The sequence below is a fragment of the Nonomuraea sp. NPDC051941 genome, from assembly GCF_044593615.1.
In genome coordinates this window covers 170,126-188,814 of sequence record NZ_JBIUCF010000017.1, presented here as the reverse complement: position 1 = coordinate 188,814, position 18,689 = coordinate 170,126, and the positions used below count along the sequence as shown (strand labels likewise).

At 72.2% G+C, this 18,689-nt stretch carries 16 protein-coding genes; 9 read left to right on the top strand and 7 right to left on the bottom strand.

The window, feature by feature from the left end; all coding sequences use genetic code 11:
• Positions 1–15: 15 nt before the first annotated feature.
• A complete protein-coding gene (locus ACIHFD_RS28250) occupies positions 16–234 on the bottom strand; it encodes a hypothetical protein (protein WP_357736843.1) in 219 nt (72 codons plus the stop codon).
• A 146-nt stretch (positions 235–380) separates the two neighbouring features.
• On the opposite strand from ACIHFD_RS28250, the gene ACIHFD_RS28245 reads away from it, so the two are divergent.
• Together ACIHFD_RS28245 and ACIHFD_RS28240 are read left to right on the top strand one after the other, a co-directional pair.
• On the top strand, positions 381–1,910 hold the full coding sequence (locus tag ACIHFD_RS28245) for an alpha-N-arabinofuranosidase (RefSeq protein WP_397369411.1): 1,530 nt from the start codon (positions 381–383) through the stop codon (positions 1,908–1,910).
• A gap of 100 nt (positions 1,911–2,010) precedes the next feature.
• On the top strand, positions 2,011–3,009 hold the full coding sequence (locus ACIHFD_RS28240; protein ID WP_397369410.1) for a LacI family DNA-binding transcriptional regulator: 999 nt from the start codon (positions 2,011–2,013) through the stop codon (positions 3,007–3,009).
• A gap of 16 nt (positions 3,010–3,025) precedes the next feature.
• On the opposite strand, the gene ACIHFD_RS28235 is transcribed toward ACIHFD_RS28240, so the two are convergent.
• The gene (locus ACIHFD_RS28235; protein ID WP_397369408.1) at positions 3,026–3,694 is read right to left on the bottom strand and encodes a GntR family transcriptional regulator; all 669 of its coding nucleotides are present in this window, start codon (positions 3,692–3,694) and stop codon (positions 3,026–3,028) included.
• 85 nt (positions 3,695–3,779) lie between these two features.
• Here ACIHFD_RS28235 and ACIHFD_RS28230 point away from each other — a divergent pair, with 85 nt between their 5' ends.
• On the top strand, positions 3,780–4,199 hold the full coding sequence (locus ACIHFD_RS28230; RefSeq protein WP_397369407.1) for a VOC family protein: 420 nt from the start codon (positions 3,780–3,782) through the stop codon (positions 4,197–4,199).
• Between the two features lie 99 nt (positions 4,200–4,298).
• The gene (locus ACIHFD_RS28225; RefSeq protein ID WP_397369406.1) at positions 4,299–5,264 is read left to right on the top strand and encodes a zinc-binding dehydrogenase; all 966 of its coding nucleotides are present in this window, start codon (positions 4,299–4,301) and stop codon (positions 5,262–5,264) included.
• 38 nt (positions 5,265–5,302) lie between these two features.
• Here ACIHFD_RS28225 and ACIHFD_RS28220 read toward each other — a convergent pair whose 3' ends face one another.
• The gene (locus tag ACIHFD_RS28220; RefSeq protein ID WP_397369405.1) at positions 5,303–5,899 is read right to left on the bottom strand and encodes a TetR/AcrR family transcriptional regulator; all 597 of its coding nucleotides are present in this window, start codon (positions 5,897–5,899) and stop codon (positions 5,303–5,305) included.
• Between the two features lie 86 nt (positions 5,900–5,985).
• On the opposite strand from ACIHFD_RS28220, the gene ACIHFD_RS28215 reads away from it, so the two are divergent.
• Entirely contained in the window at positions 5,986–6,741 is a 756-nt protein-coding gene (locus tag ACIHFD_RS28215; RefSeq protein WP_397369404.1) for an SDR family NAD(P)-dependent oxidoreductase, read from the top strand.
• A 22-nt stretch (positions 6,742–6,763) separates the two neighbouring features.
• Here the strand turns inward: ACIHFD_RS28215 and ACIHFD_RS28210 are convergent, their stop codons facing one another.
• Positions 6,764–7,471: a helix-turn-helix domain-containing protein gene (locus ACIHFD_RS28210; RefSeq protein ID WP_397369403.1), complete on the bottom strand. Its 708-nt coding sequence runs from the start codon at positions 7,469–7,471 to the stop codon at positions 6,764–6,766.
• Between the two features lie 180 nt (positions 7,472–7,651).
• On the opposite strand from ACIHFD_RS28210, the gene ACIHFD_RS28205 reads away from it, so the two are divergent.
• Genes ACIHFD_RS28205 through ACIHFD_RS28195 form a run of 3 tightly spaced genes read left to right on the top strand, consistent with a single transcriptional unit; the run spans position 7,652 to position 11,082 of the window.
• Positions 7,652–8,533 (top strand): oxidoreductase, encoded by an 882-nt coding sequence (locus ACIHFD_RS28205; protein ID WP_397369402.1) that lies wholly within the window; start codon positions 7,652–7,654, stop codon positions 8,531–8,533.
• 36 nt (positions 8,534–8,569) lie between these two features.
• A complete protein-coding gene (locus tag ACIHFD_RS28200) occupies positions 8,570–9,463 on the top strand; it encodes an ATP-binding cassette domain-containing protein (RefSeq protein ID WP_397369401.1) in 894 nt (297 codons plus the stop codon).
• Positions 9,460–11,082, top strand: a complete 1,623-nt coding sequence (locus ACIHFD_RS28195) for an ABC transporter permease (RefSeq protein WP_397369400.1) — start codon at positions 9,460–9,462, stop codon at positions 11,080–11,082. The genes ACIHFD_RS28200 and ACIHFD_RS28195 overlap by 4 nt, the downstream gene beginning before the upstream one ends.
• 11 nt (positions 11,083–11,093) lie before the next feature.
• Here the strand turns inward: ACIHFD_RS28195 and uvrA are convergent, their stop codons facing one another.
• On the bottom strand, positions 11,094–13,949 hold the full coding sequence (gene uvrA, locus ACIHFD_RS28190) for an excinuclease ABC subunit UvrA (protein ID WP_397369398.1): 2,856 nt from the start codon (positions 13,947–13,949) through the stop codon (positions 11,094–11,096).
• Positions 13,950–14,130: 181 nt separating this feature from the next.
• Here uvrA and ACIHFD_RS28185 point away from each other — a divergent pair, with 181 nt between their 5' ends.
• The gene (locus ACIHFD_RS28185) at positions 14,131–15,414 is read left to right on the top strand and encodes a ferritin-like protein (protein ID WP_397369397.1); all 1,284 of its coding nucleotides are present in this window, start codon (positions 14,131–14,133) and stop codon (positions 15,412–15,414) included.
• Here ACIHFD_RS28185 and ACIHFD_RS28180 read toward each other — a convergent pair.
• Entirely contained in the window at positions 15,389–16,774 is a 1,386-nt protein-coding gene (locus tag ACIHFD_RS28180) for an MFS transporter (RefSeq protein WP_397369396.1), read from the bottom strand. The two genes, ACIHFD_RS28185 and ACIHFD_RS28180, sit on opposite strands and share 26 nt — an antisense overlap.
• Positions 16,775–16,841: 67 nt before the next feature.
• The gene (locus tag ACIHFD_RS28175) at positions 16,842–18,677 is read right to left on the bottom strand and encodes a glycoside hydrolase family 127 protein (RefSeq protein ID WP_397369394.1); all 1,836 of its coding nucleotides are present in this window, start codon (positions 18,675–18,677) and stop codon (positions 16,842–16,844) included.
• Positions 18,678–18,689: the final 12 nt, after the last annotated feature.

Below are 18,689 nucleotides of genomic sequence, written 5' to 3'. Positions count from 1 at the left end.
CGGCCGGCGCCCAGGTCAGTGCCCCGCGTGCTGCTGAGGCTTGGCGGCGACCCACTCCCTGGCCGCCTCGGCGCGATCGCGCAGTGTGGCGAGGAGCTCGGCCAGGTTCTCGTGGTCCATGTACGACGTCTTGCCGATGTCGTCGATGTGCGTGGTCACCTGGCCGGACAGGCCGGTCACCGCGCTGAGTGATGCGATGATTTCGCGGGTCTCCGCAGCGTTCAGATCGCACATGGCCTCACCGTACGCAGCGCGGGGCCGGTCGCACATAGGCGAGCGGGCGAGGATTCCCGAGCCGGCAGGCAAGGAAGAGGCTCTTTCCCACGCGATGCTTTATCGATAAAGTAGCCGCCGCCGCTTACCGAGAAAAGGTGCTAACCATGAGTGACGCTGTCGTGTCCGCCGTGCTCAATGTCGACGTCAAGGGCCCCGTGATCAGCAGACATGTGTACGGCCACTTCGCCGAACACCTGGGTCGGTGCATCTACGGCGGTTTCTACGTGGGCGAGGACAGCGACATCCCGAACGCCGGCGGGATCCGGCTGGACGTCGTCGAAGCGCTACGCGCCTTGAACATCCCCAACCTGCGCTGGCCCGGCGGCTGCTTCGCCGACGAGTACCACTGGATGGACGGCATCGGCCCGAAGGACCGGCGCCCGGCGATGGTGAACACCCACTGGGGCAACGTCGAGGAGAACAACCACTTCGGCACCCACGAGTTCATGGCCCTGTGCGAGCTGCTCGGCGCCGAGCCGTACATCAGCGGCAACGTCGGCTCGGGCACGGTGAAGGAGATGAGCGACTGGGTCGAGTACCTCACCCGGGACGGCGACTCCCCGATGGTCCGCCTGCGCAAGGCCAACGGGCGTGAGGAGCCGTGGCAGGTGCGCTTCTGGGGGCTGGGCAACGAGGCGTGGGGGTGCGGCGGGCACATGAGCGCCGAGCAGTACGCCGCCGAGGCGCGCCGGTACGGCACTTACTGCCGCAACCACGGCGACAACCGGCTGTACCGCATCGCCGCCGGCGCCAACAGCGACGACTACGCCTGGACCGAGACGCTCATGAAGCAGCTGGGCGACCTGGGCTGTGCCTACCGGCCCCAGCCGTTCTACCAGGCGCTGTCGCTGCACTACTACACGATCCCGGGCACCTGGCAGGACAAGGGCGCCGCCACGGTGTTCGACACGGACGAGTACTACCGGACCCTGGTCAAGGCCGCCCACACCGACGAGCTCCTCACCGGCCACTCCAACGTCATGGACTGCTACGACCCGGGCCGTCAGGTGGGCCTGGTGCTGGACGAGTGGGGCACGTGGTGGAACGTCGAGCCGGGCACCAACCCCGGCTTCCTCTACCAGCAGAACACGCTGCGCGACGCGCTGGTCGCGAGCCTGCACTTCGACATCTTCCACCGCCACGCCGACCGGCTGGTGATGGCCAACATCGCCCAGACGGTGAACGTGCTCCAGGCGATGATCCTGACCGATCCCGACTCCGGGGCGCTCGTGCTCACCCCGACGTACCACGTGTTCGAGATGAACAAGGGGCACCAGGACGCCACGTCACTGCGGGTCGATCTCCTCTCGGACGTGCCCGCCCGCGAGGTGGGGCCGGACACGCTGGCGACCGTCTCGCTGTCGGCCAGCCGCAAGGACGACAAGGTGCTCATCTCGCTGTCCAACCTGGACACGGCCGACGCGGCCGACGTCGAGCTGGACCTGCGCGGGGGTGATGTCGGCGGGGTCGTCTCGCGGATCCTCACCGCCGGGGCGCCGCAGACCCACAACACGCCCGACGCGCCCGCCGCCGTCGCCCCGCGCTCCCACGAGCAGGTCACGGTCACCGGTACGCGCGTGCGGGTGCACCTGCCCGCCCACTCCTTCGTCACCGTGCAGGTCGACGTCGCATAACCGGCGCCCGTGCGGGGCGCAGTAGGCTCGAAGCAGCGGCGGCCACAGTCGGAAGCGGCCGGATCGGATCCGGCCGAAGGGGCAGGACCTGAGGAGCGGCATGGTCACCATGGGCGACGTCGCCAAGCTGTCCGGGGTGTCGAAGATGACGGTCTCCAACGTCATCAACGACCGCGCCGGGGTCAGCGACGAGGTCCGCCGCCGCGTGCTCGAAGCGATCCGCGAGTCGGGCTACCGCGTCAACGTCTCCGCCCGGACCCTCAGGTCCGGGCGGACCGGCGTCATCGGGCTGGCCGTTCCCGAGATCGACCGGCCCTACTTCGGCCAGCTCGCCGCCCACGTGATCGACGAGGCGCGGGGACGCGGTTTCCACGTCGCGATCGAGCAGACCGGTGCGGCCGCGGCCGGGGAGATCGACGCGATCTCCCATTCGTCCACCCTGCAGTTCGACGGGTTGATCCTCAGCGCGGTCGGGATCGACCCCCAGGACTCGCGGCTGACCGGCGGCGACTATCCGATCGTGATGCTCGGCGAGCAGGACTTCGCCGCGCGGTTCGACCACGTCGCCATGCCCAACGAGGAAGGCGCGAAAGCGGCGACCACGCATCTGGTCGACCGCGGCTGCCGCCGGATCGCGATGGTCACCGGCGAGTCCCTCGACGGCGTGAACGTGGTGACGCGCCGCTACCGGGGCTACCTCGCCGGGCTCTCCGAACGGGGGCTCGACCCCGATCCGGCGCTGCGGTTCGCCGTCATCGGGATGACGCTGGAAGGGGGCCGCGAGGCGGCCCACCGGCTCGTCGACTCAGGTCTCGAGGTCGACGGCGTGGTCGCGGTGAGCGACACCGTCGCCCAGGGGGTCTTCCGGGGCCTCGCCGACCGTGGCGTCCGAGTGCCCGACGACATCCGCCTCGTCGGGTACGACGACATCCCGGAAGCTGCGTACATGGTGCCCTCGCTGTCCACCGTGGCCCCCGACCACCGGTGGATGGCCGCGAAGGCGGTCGAGCTGGTGACCGCCCGCATCCAGGACCCGTCACGCCCGGCCGGCGAGCACACCGCGCCCTTCGAACTGGTGGTCCGCGAGTCCACCCGCTGACGACCCCGGGCGGGGGTCAGGTCCTCGGGTCCGGGCCGGTGAGCACGTCGAAGGCGTGGAGGCGGTGGGCGGCGAAGAGCGTCAGGGAGCGCTCGGTGTCGCGGGCGCGCAGGGCGGTGGCCAGCTCCCGGTGCTCCTCGGGGATGTGCGCCAGGTAGTCCGCGGAGCGGACGCCGATCCGGGTCAGCAGGAACAGGTGGACCTGCGAGCGGATGGCCTGCCACGCCTCCTCCAGGCGCCGGTGCCGGGCGGCGGCGTAGACGGCGTCGTGGAAGGCGATGTCGCAGCGCACCATCTCGTGCTCGTCCTCGACGCGTCTCATGCGCTCGGCCGCCTGCTCGACGGCCGCGAGGTCGTCGTCCGAGGCATGGGCGGCCACCTGCCGGACCGCGAGCTGTTCCAGGGCGGCGCGCAGGCTGTCGAGCTCGGCGACGTCCGCCGGGGAGAGCGTGGTGACGGTGGCGCCGCGGTGCCATGCGCTGCGGACCAGGCCCTCGCGCTCCAGCCGGAGTAATGCCTCGCGTACGGGGCCGCGGCTGACGTCGAGTGCGCCGGACAGCTCCACCTCCCGCAGCTGCGCCCCGGGGGCGTAGGTCCCGGCGAAGATGGCCTCCCGGATGCGGTCCGCGACCTCGTCGGCCAGCCCCCGGCGGCGGGCCGGCGCCACCCTGCCCTGTTCACTCATGGCTCCAGCCTCTCACGAGCGCCCCTACCGCGAGCGTTTGTCATGATGTTAACATTCGGACATTCTAGGCAGAAGGGAAGTCCCCATGACCTCGATCCCCCGGTTCCACCTGGCCATGCCCGTCGACGACCTGGCCGTCGCGCGCCACTTCTACGGCGAGGTGCTGGGCCTCGAACAGGGCCGCAGCGCCGACACCTGGGTGGACTGGAGCCTGCACGGCCACCAGTTCGTGACGCACCTGGCGCCGGCCCGCGCGCAGCGGATCCACAATCCGGTCGACGGCCATGACGTCCCGGTGCCGCACTTCGGCCTGATCCTGACGATCCCCGAGTTCCACCGGCTCGCCGACCGGCTGCGCGCGGCGGACGTCGAGTTCGTCATCGAGCCTTATGTGCGTTTCGAGGGGCAGGCGGGGGAGCAGTGGACGATGTTCCTGCTCGACCCCGCGGGGAACGCGCTGGAGTTCAAGGCGTTCGCCGACGACTCCCAGGTCTTCGCCGTCTGATTCGGCCCGTCACCGCCGCTGCCCGCCGGTTGACCTCAATTCCGGTTGAGGTTGCACGCTATGGGGGTCATGTCGGAAAGAGGGCAGGAGTGAGCGGTAATGCGGGTGGTTCGGGTGACCGGGTTCGGCGGGCCTGAGGTGCTGGTGCCCGGGGAGGCGCCGGATCCGGTGGCCGGGCCGGGGCAGGTCGTGGTCGAGGTGGCGGTCGCGGGCGTGACGTTCGTCGAGACGCAGATCCGGCGCGGCACCGACCAGTGGCATGCCCGGCCGGAGTTGCCGTACGTGCCCGGCGGGCTGGTGGCCGGCCGGGTGAGCTCGGCCGGAGAAGGGGTGGATCCGGCGTGGGTGGGCCGGCGGGTCATCGCCGGGACGGGGGAGACCGGCGGTTTCGCCGAGCGGGCCGTGGCCGCGGCCGAGGACCTGTTCCCGGTGCCGGACGAGCTGGAGTTGCCGGAGGCCGTCGCCCTGCACAGCGACGGCAGCACCGCACAGGGGCTGATCGAGGGCGCCAAGGTCCGTCCCGGCGAGTGGGTGCTGATCGAGGCGGCGGCCGGCGGCGTGGGCAGCCTGCTGGTGCAGCTGGCCCGTACGGCGGGCGCGCGCGTCGTCGGGGCCGCCCGCGGATCGCGGAAGCTCGACCTGATCCGGGAGCTGGGCGCCGAAGCCGCGGTCGACTACTCCGAACCGGGCTGGACCCAGCGGGTGCTGGAGGCGACCGGCGGAGCCGGGCCGGATGTGGTCTTCGACGGCGTCGGCGGGGAGATCGGGCGGGCCGCGTTCGAGGTGACGGCCCGTGGCGGCCGGTTCTCGGTGCACGGCGCCTCCAGCGGCGAGGTCACCGTCGTCGATCCCGCGCGACGCGAGGACGTGGACGTGATCGGCATCGAGCAGCTCTTCGACTTCGGCCCGCACCTGGCGCGGTGGGCGGAGCAGATGATGGCGCAGGCGGCCGCGGGGCTCGTCCGGCCGGTCATCGGGCAGACCTTCCCCTTGGAGCGCGCCGCCGACGCGCACGCCGCGATCGAACACCGCACCGCGCTGGGGAAGACCCTGTTGCTGATCTGACGGCACCGGCCACGGCGGCCACCAGCCGTGCGGCGGCCTCAGGCGGGAGAGCCGCGGAGGTGGGCGATGCCCATGTCCAGGGCGGCCTCCAGGTGCGTGACCTCGCCGGTGGACATCTGGATCAGGACGCCGCCCTGGATGCCGGCGAGCAGGGCGGCCGCCGCGTGGTCGGGGTCCAGGCCCGGGTCGATCTCGCCGGAGTCCTGCATGTGCCGCACGCCGGTGGCGATCTCGGCCTGCCAGCGGCGCATGAGCTCGATGACCACGGCCTGGGCGGCGGGCGTGCGGTTGCCCAGCTGCGAGGTGACCGAGTTGAGCGGGCACCGGCGGCCCTGGCTGCGGTAGTGGTCGACGACCGTGTCACGCCACCGCTGCCAGGCGGGCCACGAGGTCAGCTCGCCGAGCGCCGGCTGCTGGTTCTCCAGCACGCGGCCGGCCTCGAGGCGGGCCACCGCCAGCAGCAGCTCCTCCCGCCCGCCGGGGAAGTAGTGGAAGAGCTGGCTCTTGCTCGTGGCGGTCGCGGCCAGCACGTCGTCCAGGGTCGTGGCGGCCACGCCGAACTCGCGGATGTGGGCGGCGGCACCCTCGAGGATGCGCTGCCGCGTCGCGGCCCCCTTGCGGGTGAGCGTGGGCATGGAGACCTCCCAGATTGGACTTGCTGGTCCATTTTAGCCTCGGCATCCTGGACCGCGAATCCGCACTTTCGCAAGGGAGAATCACCATGTCCACACGTCTGCAGGGCCGCACGGCCCTGGTCACGGGCTCGACCGACGGCATCGGCACGGCCATCGCCCGCGCGCTGGCCGCCGAGGGCGCCCACGTCATCGTCAGCGGCCGGGACGCGGCCAAGGGCGAGAAGGTCGTCGCGTCCATCGCCGAGGCGGGCGGGCGGGCCTCGTTCGTCCGCGCCGACCTCGCCGGAGGGCTGCCTGCCGTCCGCGAGCTCGCCGACGCCGCGCACCGGCTGGCCGGCGGCCCGCTGGACATCCTGGTCAACAACGCGGCGCTGCTGATCCGCCCCGCCCCCACGGCCGAGGTGGCGGAGGAGCTCATCGACCAGGCCCTGGCCGTCAACGTCAAGGCCGCCTTCCTCCTCACCGGCCTGATCGCCCCCGCCATGGCGGCCCGCGGCAGCGGCGCGATCATCAACCTCGGGTCCATCTCCGGGCTGTTCGGCACGAGCGGCTCCGCCCTCTACGGCACCACGAAGGCCGCCGTCCACTCGCTGACCAAGTCCTGGGCGGACGAATACGGCCCCTCCGGCGTGCGGGTCAACACCGTCGCGCCGGGCCCGACGTTCACCGAGAAAGTCGCCGCGATGGCGGAGTACCTGGCGCCGATGATCGCCGCCATCCCCTCGCGCAGGCCCAGCACCCCGGAGGAGGTGGCCAAGGCGGTGGTGTTCCTGGCCGGTGACGACGCCGCCAACATCCACGGCGCCACCCTCTCGGTGGACGGCGGGCGAGCCGCGGTCTGAGGCGGTCGGTCGCGTACGGCGGTCAGCGCGGGACGTCCCCGGTGGGCGCGAAGGTCTGCCGGTAGTGTTCGGCCGCCTGGGCCATGTCGGCACTGATGAGCTCGAAGAACCGGCTGGCGGTTGCGAGCCGGACGCCCGCCGGGGTGTCGGCGCCGAGGATGTCGACACCCTCCCGGACCGTCTCGGTCCACAACATCATCGACCGGGTGCCCATCTGCCACGCCCGGTACCAGACCTCGGCGTCGATGATGTAGCGCTCGCGCCGGTTGTCCCGCTCGCGCCTGACGAGCCCTACCTGTTCGAGCCAGCCGACGCCTTTGGAGATCGACGCGGGGCTGACCCGCAGCCGCTCGGTCAGCTCGGTGACGGTCAGGTTGCCGGTGTCGCTGGTGAACAGGCAGGCCATCACCCTGGCCGCCATCGTCGGCACACCCCCGAACGTCGTCGTGAGCCGCTCCTCGAACTCCCGCACCGCCCGGGGATCGCGCCTGCCCGCGTCCCCCGCGGACGTGCTCGCCGGCGCGGCCGGCCGGCGGCGGGCGCGCCATCCGGTCGCCTGCTGCGCCCGGCCCGCGTGGTAGCCGTGCGGGCCGCCGTTGCGCGCGATCTCGCGGCCGATGGTCGACCTCGGCCGCCCCAGGCGACGGGCGATCTCCGCGTAGGTGAGCCCTTCCGCCAGCCCTTCCGAGATCTTGCGGCGGTCGTCGTACGTCAGGTGGCCTCCCGGCATGCGCCCTCCCGGCACGTCATCGTCAGGCGCAAGTATCGCCTCCGGCGGACCTGATTGCGACACCGCATCGGGGATTGTTGCATTTGCCGACATCGTCGTTGCGCCACTTAATCCGCTCTGACCTGGGACAACGGCGTTCGTAACTTGCCGAATCCGCGAACGCATTCGTAGCGTTTCTCCATGCGTGAACGATCGCCGTTCACGCGGAGGGAAACCGACATGACCCAGCCTGGCATGGTTGCCAAAGTATGCCTCGTGACCGGCACCTCGTCCGGCATCGGCCACGCCACCGCGCTCGAGCTCCTGCACGCCGGCCACTTCGTGTACGGCGCGGCGCGGCGGGCGGGCAGGATGGCGGCGCTGCGCGACGCGGGCGGCCGCCCGCTGCCGGTGGACGTGACCAAGGAAGAAGACCTCAAGCGCGCCGTCGACACCGTCCTGGACGAACACGGACGGATCGACGTCCTGGTGAACAACGCGGGAGCCGTCGTCCACGGCGCCGTCGAGGACACGCCGCTGGCGATGGCGCGAGACCTGTTCGAGGTCAACGTGTTCGCCGCGGCCCGGCTGGCCCAGCTCGTCCTGCCGCCGATGCGGCAGCAGGGCTCGGGCACGATCGTCAACGTCTCCTCGATCGGCGGCGAGCTCGCCTTCCCGCTCGGCGCCTGGTACTACGCCTCCAAGCACGCCCTGGAAGCCTTCTCCGACTCGCTGCGCATGGAGACCGCGCAGTTCGGCGTCCACGTCGTCGTCATCCAGCCCGGCATCATCAAGACCGACTTCGAGGCCGGGACCGCCCGGCAGTTGCGGGAGATCTCCGGGAACGGGGCCTACCGGCAGATGGCCGAGGCCATGGCCGGCGCCGCCGAGACGCCGGCGGGCCACCAGAGTGACCAGGCCACCGACCCTGCCGTCGTCGGGGCGACGATCCGGGAGGCCGTCGAGTCGGACCGGCCGGAGACCCGCTACGCCGTGGGCTGGCAGGCCGAAGCCCTCCTCCAGCTCAACAGGTCCCTGCCGGACCGCGAATTCGACGCGCGCATCACCGGCTCCCTCAGCTAACTCCGGCTCCACGAGAACCGCAATTCGGAGAAACCCATGACCCCTGCCATCGCCGTTTCCGGGCTCGTCAAGGCTTACGGGCCCGCGCGCGCCCTCGACGGGCTCGACCTCACCGTGAACCCCGGAGAGGTGCACGGCTATCTCGGCCCGAACGGAGCGGGCAAGAGCACCACCATCCGCATCCTGCTGGGCCTGATCCGGGCCACCTCCGGCAGCGCCAGGCTGCTGGGCGGCGACCCCTGGGCCGACGCCGTCGCGCTGCACCGGCGGCTGGCGTACGTGCCGGGCGACGTCGAGCTGTGGCCCAACCTCACCGGAGGCGAGGCCATCGACGTGCTCGGCCGGCTGCGCGGCGGGCTCGACGAGCAGCGCAAGAACGAGCTGATCGAGCGGTTCGAGCTCGACCCGAAGAAGAAGGCGCGAACCTACTCCAAGGGCAACCGCCAGAAGGTCGCCCTCGTCGCCGCCCTCTCCGCGGACGTGGACCTGCTGATCCTCGACGAGCCGACGAGCGGGCTGGACCCGCTGATGGAGGCGGTGTTCCAGCAGGTCGTCGCCGAGGCCAAGGCCGCCGGCCGGACCATCCTGCTGTCCAGCCACATCCTCGCCCAGGTCGAGTCCCTCGCCGACCGGGTCACCATCATCCGGGACGGAAAGGTCGTGGAGTCGGGGACGCTGGCGCAGCTGCGGCACCTGACCCGGACGACGGTCGTGGCCGAGACCGCCACCCCGGTGACCGGCCTCGACCGGCTGCCCGGCGTACACGACGCGAAGACCGAGGGCGGGAGCGTGCGGTTCGGCGTGGACGCCGAGCACCTCGACGCCGCCATCCGGCACCTCACCACGTTCGGCATCGACGCGCTGGTCAGCCACCCGCCGACGCTCGAGGAGCTCATGCTCCGGCACTACGCGCACAAGGAGGCGGCATGACCACGACGGTCACAGGGACGCGCGGCCGTACCGGATCGAGAGTGGGGAGCAGCCACCTGACCGGCACCGGCGCGATGGTACGGCTGGCGCTGCGCCGCGACCGGATCAAGCTCACCCTCTGGCTGGTCGCGATCACGGCGCTCGTCCCGCGCTTCTACTACGCCGCCGTCAACGCGGTCGTCCCGACGCCCGAGGCCCTGGCCTCGGCCTCGCAGATGATCCGCGTCTCCTTCATGAGGGTGCTCGGCGGGCCGCTGTTCGGCGAGGTCAGCACGCAGAGCTACTTCCTGGCCGCCTACTGGGTCGAGTTCCTGCTGGCCGCCGCGATCATGAACATGATGCTCATGACCCGGCACACCCGGGCCGAGGAGCAGACGGGCCGGGCCGAGCTCATCCGGGCGGCCGTCGTGGGCCGGCACGCCCAGCTGACCGCGGCGCTGATCGTCGCCGTGATCAGCAACGCCGCGCTCGCGGCGCTCACCACCGCCGCGACGGTCAGCATCGGGTTCCCCGCCGGCAGCGCGCTGCTGTTCGGCGCCTCCCTCGCCGCGACCGGGCTGCTGTTCGCCGGGGTCACCGCGGTCACCGCCCAAGTCACCGAGCACCCCCGGGGCGCGAACGGGCTCGCGGGCCTCGTGCTCTTCACGGCGTGGCTGCTGCGCGGCGCGGGGGCGCTGCAGAGCGAGGAGGGCGGCCCGCTGTTCTGGCTGTCGCCGATCGGCTGGTCGCAGCAGACCCGGGTGCTGGGCGACGAGCGCTGGTGGCCGCTCGGCCTCTCGGTCGTTCTCGCCGGGCTGCTGGTCGCGGGCGCCTACGCGCTGGCGAGCCGCAGGGATCTCGGCGCCTCCTTGGTGGCCCCGCGTCCCGGCCGGGCGTCGGCGCCCTCCTGGCTGCGCTCGCCGTTCACGCTCGCGCTGCGGCTCCAGCAGGCGGCCGTCCTCGCGTGGGGAGCCGCGTTCCTCGCCGTCGGTCTCGTGCTGGGAGCCATGACCGGGGGCATGGCCGAAACCGACCTCCCCATCTTCTCCGGCGCGGACTTCGGGCGGGCCTGGATCAGCCTCATGGTGTTCACCGGGTCTCTCTACACCGGCGTCTTCGCGGTCCTGTCGGTCATCCGGCTGCGGGCGGAGGAGGTGCGCGGCCGGATCGCTCCCGTGCTGGCCGGGCCGACCGGCAGATCGACGTGGTACTGGTCGTCCCTGCTGGTCACCGCGCTCGCCGTGGTCGTCCTGCCGGTGGTGTACGGCGCCGCGCTCGGCGTAGGGGCCGCCCTGTCGACCGGCGAGCCCGGCCTCGTGGGAGAGGTCATCTGGGCGAGCCTGATCCGCGCCCCCGAGGTGCTGGTGCTGCTCGCCGTCCCGGCGGCGCTGCTCGGGATCGCCCCGCGGGCCGTGAACGCGGCCTGGGCGGTGCTCGTCTACAGCGGGTTCATGCAGGTACTGGGGTCCTACATGAACCTGCCGGGGTGGCTGGTGAACACGTCGGTGCTGTCCCACCTGCCCTGGCACCCGCTGGGGTCCTTCGCCCCGGTGGCCACGGTCGTGCTGACCGTGCTCGCCGCGGCGCTGGCGATCCTCGGCCTGTACGGGCTGCGCCGCCGCGACCTCGCCGCGGGCTGACGGGGGGCGGGTCAGCCGGCGAGCTCCCGACGGCGGTCCAGGAGCGGGCGCAGGAAACGGCCCGTGTGGGAGTGCGGATCGGCGGCCACGGCTTCCGGAGGGCCGTGGCCGACCACCTGGCCGCCGCCTGAGCCGCCCTCGGGGCCCAGGTCGATCAGCCAGTCGGCCGTCTTGATCACGTCGAGGTCGTGCTCGATCACCACGACGGTGTTGCCGGAGTCGACGAGCCGGTGGAGCACGGCCAGCAGCTTGCGGACGTCGTCGGCGTGCAGCCCGGTGGTCGGCTCGTCGAGCACGTACAGGGTGCGGCCCCGGGAGCGGCGCTGCAGCTCGGCGGCGAGCTTGACGCGCTGGGCCTCGCCGCCGGACAGCGTGGTGGCGGGCTGCCCCAGCTTGACGTAGCCGAGCCCGACGTCGGCCAGGACCCGCAGGTGCCGCGTGATGATCGCGTGCTCGGCGAAGAAGGCCGCGGCCTCGTCGATGGTCATGGCGAGGACGTCGGCGACGGACCTGCCCTTGTAGCGGACCTCCAGGGTCTCCCGGTTGTACTGGGCGCCGTGGCAGACCTCGCACGGCACGTAGACGTCCGGGAGGAAGTTCATCTCGACCCTGATGGTGCCCTCGCCGTAGCAGGGCTCGCAGCGGCCGCCCTTGAGGTTGAAGGAGAACCGGCCCGGCTGGTAGCCGCGTACCTTGGCCTCGGGCGTCTGGGCGAAGAGGCGGCGCAGGTGGTCGAAGAGGCCGGTGTACGTGGCGGGGTTGGAGCGGGGGCTGCGGCCGATCGGCGCCTGGTCGATCTGCACGACCTTCTCGACGGCCTCGGCCCCGGTGATGTCGCGGTGCCGGCCGGGCACTCTGTGCGCACGGTGCACGCGCCTGGCCAGGGCGGCGTACAGGATGTCGTTGACCAGCGTCGACTTGCCCGACCCGGAGACACCCGTGACCGCGACGAGCAGGCCCAGCGGGAACGACACCGTGACGTCGCGCAGATTGTGCTCGGTCGCGCCGTGCACCGTGATCTCGTGACCGGCCGTCCTGGGGCGACGCCGGTCAGGGAGCGGGATCTGTTGGCGCCCGGACAGGTACGCCCCGGTGCGGGACGTCGGGTGCTCGGCGAGCTCCCGCACGGTGCCCGAATGCACCACGTGCCCGCCGTTGGCGCCGGCTCCCGGCCCGATGTCCACGACCCAGTCGGCCGCCTTCATGGTGTCCTCGTCGTGCTCGACCACGATGACGGTGTTGCCCCGGTCGCGCAGCCGCAGCAGGGTCTCGATGAGCCGCTGGTTGTCGCGCTGGTGCAGGCCGATGCTCGGCTCGTCCAGCACGTAGAGCACCCCCGCCAGCCCCGAGCCGATCTGGGTGGCCAGCCGGATCCGCTGCGCCTCGCCGCCGGACAGGCTCGCGGCCGGGCGGCCCAGCGAGAGGTAGTGCAGGCCCACGTCGAGCAGGAACCGCAGGCGCTCGTCGATCTCGGTGAGCACCGCCTGGGCGACCCGGCGTTCCCAGCCGGTCAGCTCCAGCCCGGCGAGGAACCGCGCCGTCTCGCCGATCGGCAGCGCGCTCACCTCGGCGATGCCGCGCCCGCCCACGGTGACCGCCAGCACGCCCGGCTTGAGCCGGGCGCCGCCGCAGGCCGGGCAGGGGACCTCGCGCAGGTAGCCGCCGAACCGGTCGTCGGAGCCGCCGGCCTCGGCGTGACGGCGCTCGATGTGCGGGATGACGCCTTCGTACCGGGTGACGTAGGAGCGCTCGCGGCCGTAGCGGTTCTGGTAGTCGAGGTGGATCCGTCGCGGAGTCCCGTGCAGGACGATCGTCCGGACGGCTTTGGGCAGGCTACGCCAGGGTGTGGTGGTGCTGAAGCCGATCTCGGCGGCCAGGGCGTCGACCAGCCGGGCGAAGTAGTCCGCGCCGCTGGTGTTCGTCCACGGGGCGATGGCGCCTTCGGCCAGCGTCTTGTCCTCGTCGGGGATGACGAGGCCGGGATCGACCTCCGTCCGCGAGCCGAGCCCGGCGCACTCGGGGCAGGCGCCCCACGGCGCGTTGAAGGAGAACAGCCGCGGCTCCAGCTCGTCCAGGTCGAGGTCGTGCCCGCGCGGGCACGCCATCCGCTCCGAGAACCTCAGCTCGCGCCCCGGCTCGGTGGCCTCCAGGTCGACGAACTCCACGCCGACGACACCGCCCGCGAGCCCCAGCGCCGTCTCGACGGAGTCGGTCAGCCGCTGCCTGATGCGCGGCTTCACCGCGAGCCGGTCCACGACGACGTCGATGGAGTGCTTCTTGCGCCCGTCCAGCACCGGCGGCCTGGTCACCGGGTGGATCGCGCCGTCCACCCGGACGCGGCTGAAGCCGTCGCCCGCCAGTTGCCGCAGGACCTCGGCGTGCGTGCCCGCGCGGTCGCGTACGACGGGCGCCAGCACCTGGAAGCGGGTGCCGTCCGCCATGGCGAGCAGCCGGTCCACGATCTGCTGGGGAGTGCGGCGGTGGACCGGCTCGCCGCATTCCGGGCAGTGGGGGCGGCCGACGCGGGCGTACAGCAGGCGCAGGTAGTCGTAGACCTCGCTGACCGTGCCGACGGTGGAACGCGGGTTGTGGCTCGTCGTCCTCTGGTCGATGGCGATGGCCGGTGACAGGCCCTCGATGGCGTCCACGTCCGGCTTGTCCAACCGGCCGAGGAACTGGCGGGCGTACGCCGACAACGACTCGACGTAACGCCGCTGCCCTTCGGCGAAGATGGTGTCGAACGCCAGGCTCGACTTGCCGGAGCCGGACACCCCGGTGAAAACGATCAGCGCATCCCTGGGCAGGTCCACGGAGATGTCGCGGAGGTTGTGCTGGCGGGCGCCCTTGACGACGAGACGGTCTCTCACACGCTCGAACCTAGTGCGCACGCCGGCGCGTCGTTATCGCATCGTTATCTGATTTCGCAGGATGATCTTTCCTCCGGTACGGCGGGTGGCCCGCGCGAGCTCGTACTCGCCGCCGGTCAGCGGGCGCGGGCCTTGCGGCGAAGCCCTGCCGCAGGCGCGGCCGCTGTGTAAGTCTGTAAGCATGACCGAGCCCCCCATCGTCATCGAGCACCGCGAGCACGTGTGGTACCTGCTCGTCCAGGCCTCGCAGCTCGAGCACATGATCATGTGCCAGTACCTCTTCGCCGAGTTCAGCCTCAAGACCGATGGGCTCACCGGCGAGCAGCAGGCCGCGGTCGATCGCTGGCGCCAGGAGCTCCACGGCATCGCCGTACAGGAGATGCTCCATCTCGCCCTGGTGGCCAACCTCATGTCGTCCATCGGCGCCGCGCCCACCTTCGGCAGGCCGAACTTCCCGCAGTCCTGCGGCGCGTTCCCGCCCTCGATCCAGATGCGGCTGCTGCCCTTCGGCGAGGCCGCCCTGGCCCACTTCCTCTACCTCGAACGGCCCGAGGGCATGGAGCGGCGCGACGCCGCCGAGTTCATCTCCTGCGATCCGCCGCCCGAGCCCATCGCGTCCGGCGAGATCTTCCCCCGCGCGCAGGAGTTCGCCACGGTCGGCCATCTCTACCGCGGCATCAAGGACGGTCTGACCACGCTGGTCGCCAAGTACGGCGAGGAGCAGGTGTTCTGCGGTTCGCCCCGGGCCCAGGCCACCCCGGAGCTGTTCCGCTGGCCCGAGATGGTGGCGGTGACCGACCTCGCGTCGGCGTGCGCCGCCATCGAGGAGATCATCGAGCAGGGCGAGGGAGCGCAGGGCGCCTGGCAGGACGCCCATTACGGCCGCTTCCTGAAGATCTGGGAGGAGTATCACGCGCTGCGCGCCGCCGACCCGGCCTTCGAACCCGCCCACCCCGCGCTCGGCGCCTTCACCCGCCAGCCCTTCGACGTGCGGGAGCCGCAGCCGCTCATCGGCGACCCGCGGACCCTGGCGCTGGCCGAGCTGTGCAACCTCGCCTACGAGGCGATCCTGTGGCTGCTCACCCGCTACTTCACGCACACCGACGAGAGCGAGGAAGAGCTCGAGGTCCTGATCGGCGCGGCGATCACGAGCATGGCCGCCGTGCTGCGGCCGCTCGGCACCGAGCTGAGCCGGCGGCCCGCCGGCCCGGCCCATCCGGGACGCACGGCCGGGGCGGCCTTCGAGATGTACTACCTGATGGACAACGTGGTCCCCTGGCGCGAGGCCGCCTGGACGGTGCTGACCGAACGGCTGCGCCAGATCGCCGAGCGCTGCGCGTCCCACGCCGCCACGAACCCGGTGATCGCGGCGGCTTCGGAGCAGGTCACGGCGGTGGCCGACTCGCTCGACGCCGTCCGGGCCAAGGCGGCCTCCGGCATCACGACCCCCGGCGGGCCCGCGTGACCCGCAGCGCACAGGCCGCCCCGACCACGAGGAGGGCGGCGACGGCGGCGACGACCCGCAGGAGACCTTCGGCGGAGGAGGGGGCCGCGAAGTAGACGGTGCCGAGCCCGGCGACGGCCGTCACCCCGGTCAGCGTCGGGCCGGTGGAGTTGAGCGCCGAGATCGCCGAGGAGAGCCGCGGCTCCACCAGGTATGTGATCCGCGCGATGAGCGGGCTGTAGCCGGCGGCGTGCCCGGCCCCCGCGAGCAGCAGCAGCGGTACGGCGCCGTACGGATGCCACTGGTCGCGATGGAGGAGCACCAGCAGGCCCGCCCCGGCCGCGAACGCGATCGGCCCGGCCACCGGCAGCGCGTTCCGCAGCCACCGGGGATAGCGGTTCCAGGTCAGGCTGAGCGCGCCGAAGCCGACGGCGTACGGGACGAACGCGAGCCCCGCCTGGAGCGGGGAGAAGCGCAGCGCGGACTGCAGATGCAGGGTCAGGGTCAGCAGGAAGACGGTGTAGCAGCCCATGACGATCCAGCAGGCCACCAGCCCCGGCTTCACCCCGCGCGGCCGCAGCGCCGCCAGGTCCAGCAGCGGGTGCCGCGCCCGGGTCTCGTAGCGGACGAACGCCACCAGCAGGGCGGCTCCGCAGGCGAGCGAGACCCATGCCCAGGCGGGCCAGCCCTGGTCCCGGCCGAAGATGAGCGGCATCGTGAACGCGGCCATGGCGACGGTCAGGAGAGCGGTTCCGGCCGGGTCGAGGCGTACCCGCTCGTCCGGGCCGGAGCTCAGCAGGACGCGCGGTCCGACCGCCAGCAGCACCGCGCCGATCGGGACGTTGATCAGGAACACCGGGCGCCAGGAGAGGCCGAACAGGTCGGCGCCCGCGACCAGCCCGCCGATCACCTGCCCCAGCGCGACTCCCAGGGCGAGCACCAGACTGTAGAGGCCGATCGCCCGGCGGCGGGCCGGCCCGTCCCAGTGCCGCTGGATGAGCGAGAAGACCTGCGGCATCAGCAGCGCCGCCCCCGCGGCCTGGGCGACGCGGGTCACCACCAGCAGGGGCGCGTTCGGGGCCAGCCCGCACAGCAGCGACGCCACGGTGAACCAGCCCAGCCCGACGAGGAACGCGCGCCGGTGCCCGACGATGTCGCCGATCCGCGCGCAGGTGACCAGGAGCACGCCGGTGGTCAGCAGGTAGCCCGACACGACCAGCTGGATCGCGGTGCTGCCGGCGTGCAGCCCGTCACGGATGGTCTGCGCCGCCACCGACACGATCGATCCGTCCATGGACGCCATGGCCTGGCCGGCGAGCAGCACGGCCAGCATCGGGCCGCGGCGGGCGACGGTCAAAGCGGGAGGAACAAGGGCGGTCATGCGGCCGAGTATCGGCCGCGCGCGTCCGGCCGGTCTTGAAGATATTTGCGCGCCGGACGCGGTCCGATCAGTCGCGAGCCTCCGGGATCCAGACGCGCATGGCCGACGGGCCGCGGCGGGCCCACGAGCGGTAGGGGATCAGGGCCACGGTGCGGTCCTCGCCGGACCGGTGGTGCCGGGCGGTGGCCACGACGGATCCGTGCTCCGCGGTGACGGTGTCCGGCAGCAGCGTCGCGTCCTCCAGCGCCCACGACGGCGGCAGGTCGATCGACTCCATGGCGAGCACCTCCGGCCCGCGCCGGACGGCCACGCAGCCGCGGATCGCGTCGACGCGGTGGTCCGGGCGGACGACCCGGGGCCGCAGGTCGAGGGTCAGCTCCAGCCGGTCGCCCGGCTGCCAGGTCCTGGTCAGCGTCATGCCGGCGGGCTCCGCGGGTGCGCCGTTGAGGCTGAGGCGGGTGTCCTGGGACCACTCCGGGTCGCGCAGGGTGATCGACGCCGGCCGGGCCGGCGCCCGCCGTACGGTGATCGTCACCACGCCGCCGTGCGGGTAGTCCGTCGTGACGTCCAGCTCGAACGGCTCGCCGGCTACGACGGCGTCGAGGGTGGAGGACACGTACTGGTGGATCTGGATGCCGTCGGACGTGGCCGTGGCGAGATAGCCGCCCAGGCTCGCGAGGGTGCGGGCGAGGTTGGGCGGGCAGCAGGAGACCTCGTACCAGGCCTGGCGCCGGCCGGCTCCGCCGCGGATGCACACGCCGTCGTCGTTGAGCGGGACGTCGCCGCTCGGGTGGCGCTGGTGCAGGGTGTTGGCGTAGAAGAACGAGCGGCCGTCCTCGCCGAGCGAGGTCGCGACGATGTTGTAGAGGGTGCGCTCGATCAGGTCGGCGTGGCGCGGGTCGCCGGTGGCCAGCAGCAGCCGCCAGCTGAACATGATCGACGCGACGCCCGCGCAGGTCTCGCAGTACGAGCGGTCCGGCGGCAGCACGTGGTCCTCGCCGAAGGCCTCGTCCATGTGGTGCGAGCCCATCCCGCCGGTGATGTACGTCCTGCGCTCGACGGTGTTGTCCCACTGGGTCCTCAGCGCGTCCAGCAGCTCCCGGTCGCCGGTCTCCACCGCGACGTCGGCCGCCCCGGCGGCCAGGTAGAGCGCGCGTACGGCGTGCCCGCGCAGCACGTCGGCCTTGCGGACAGGGAGGTCGTCCTGCGCGAAGGCCCGCCCGAACTCGATCAGCGGCAACGTGCCCGTGCCGCGCCGCTCGACGAACAGCGCCGCCTGGTCGAGGTAGCGACGCTCCCCGGTGGTGCGGAACAGCTCCACGAGCGCGACCTCGATCCCGGCGTGCCCGCACACCCGGTTCAGCCCGCCCGGCCCGAACATGACGCACACGTGGTCGGCGAGCCGGACCGCCACGTCGAGCAGCGACCTGGTGCCGTACGCCCGGTGGTGCGCGACCGCCGCCTGGATCAGGTGGCCGGAGCAGTACAGCTCGTGGCCCCAGGTGAAGTCGCTGTAGCGGGGGGCCTGCCAGGGGCGGCCGAAGAGCGTGTGCAGGTAGCCGTCGGGCTCCTGTGCCGCGGCGACCCGCCGGATCAGGTCGTCGGCGATCGTGTCGAGCGCGCTCGGACCCGCGTGCGCGCGCTCCCAGGAGATCGCCTCGATGATCTTGTAGATCTCCGAGTCGGCGAACTCGCGGCCCCGGTGCTCGTACCGGGCGCCGCTCGCGGCCCGGTCGAAGTTGGCCACCCAGCCGAGGCGCTCCATCCACTCGACCGCGTGCGGGATGACCGCCGAGCGGCTCACGCTCTGGAGCCGTCCCCAGAATCCCTCCGCCGGCCGGGCCCGGTCGAGGGGCAGCGGCCGGAGCAGGGCGTGCGAGGGCTGGACGGGTGGCGCTGACATGGCACTCCTGGC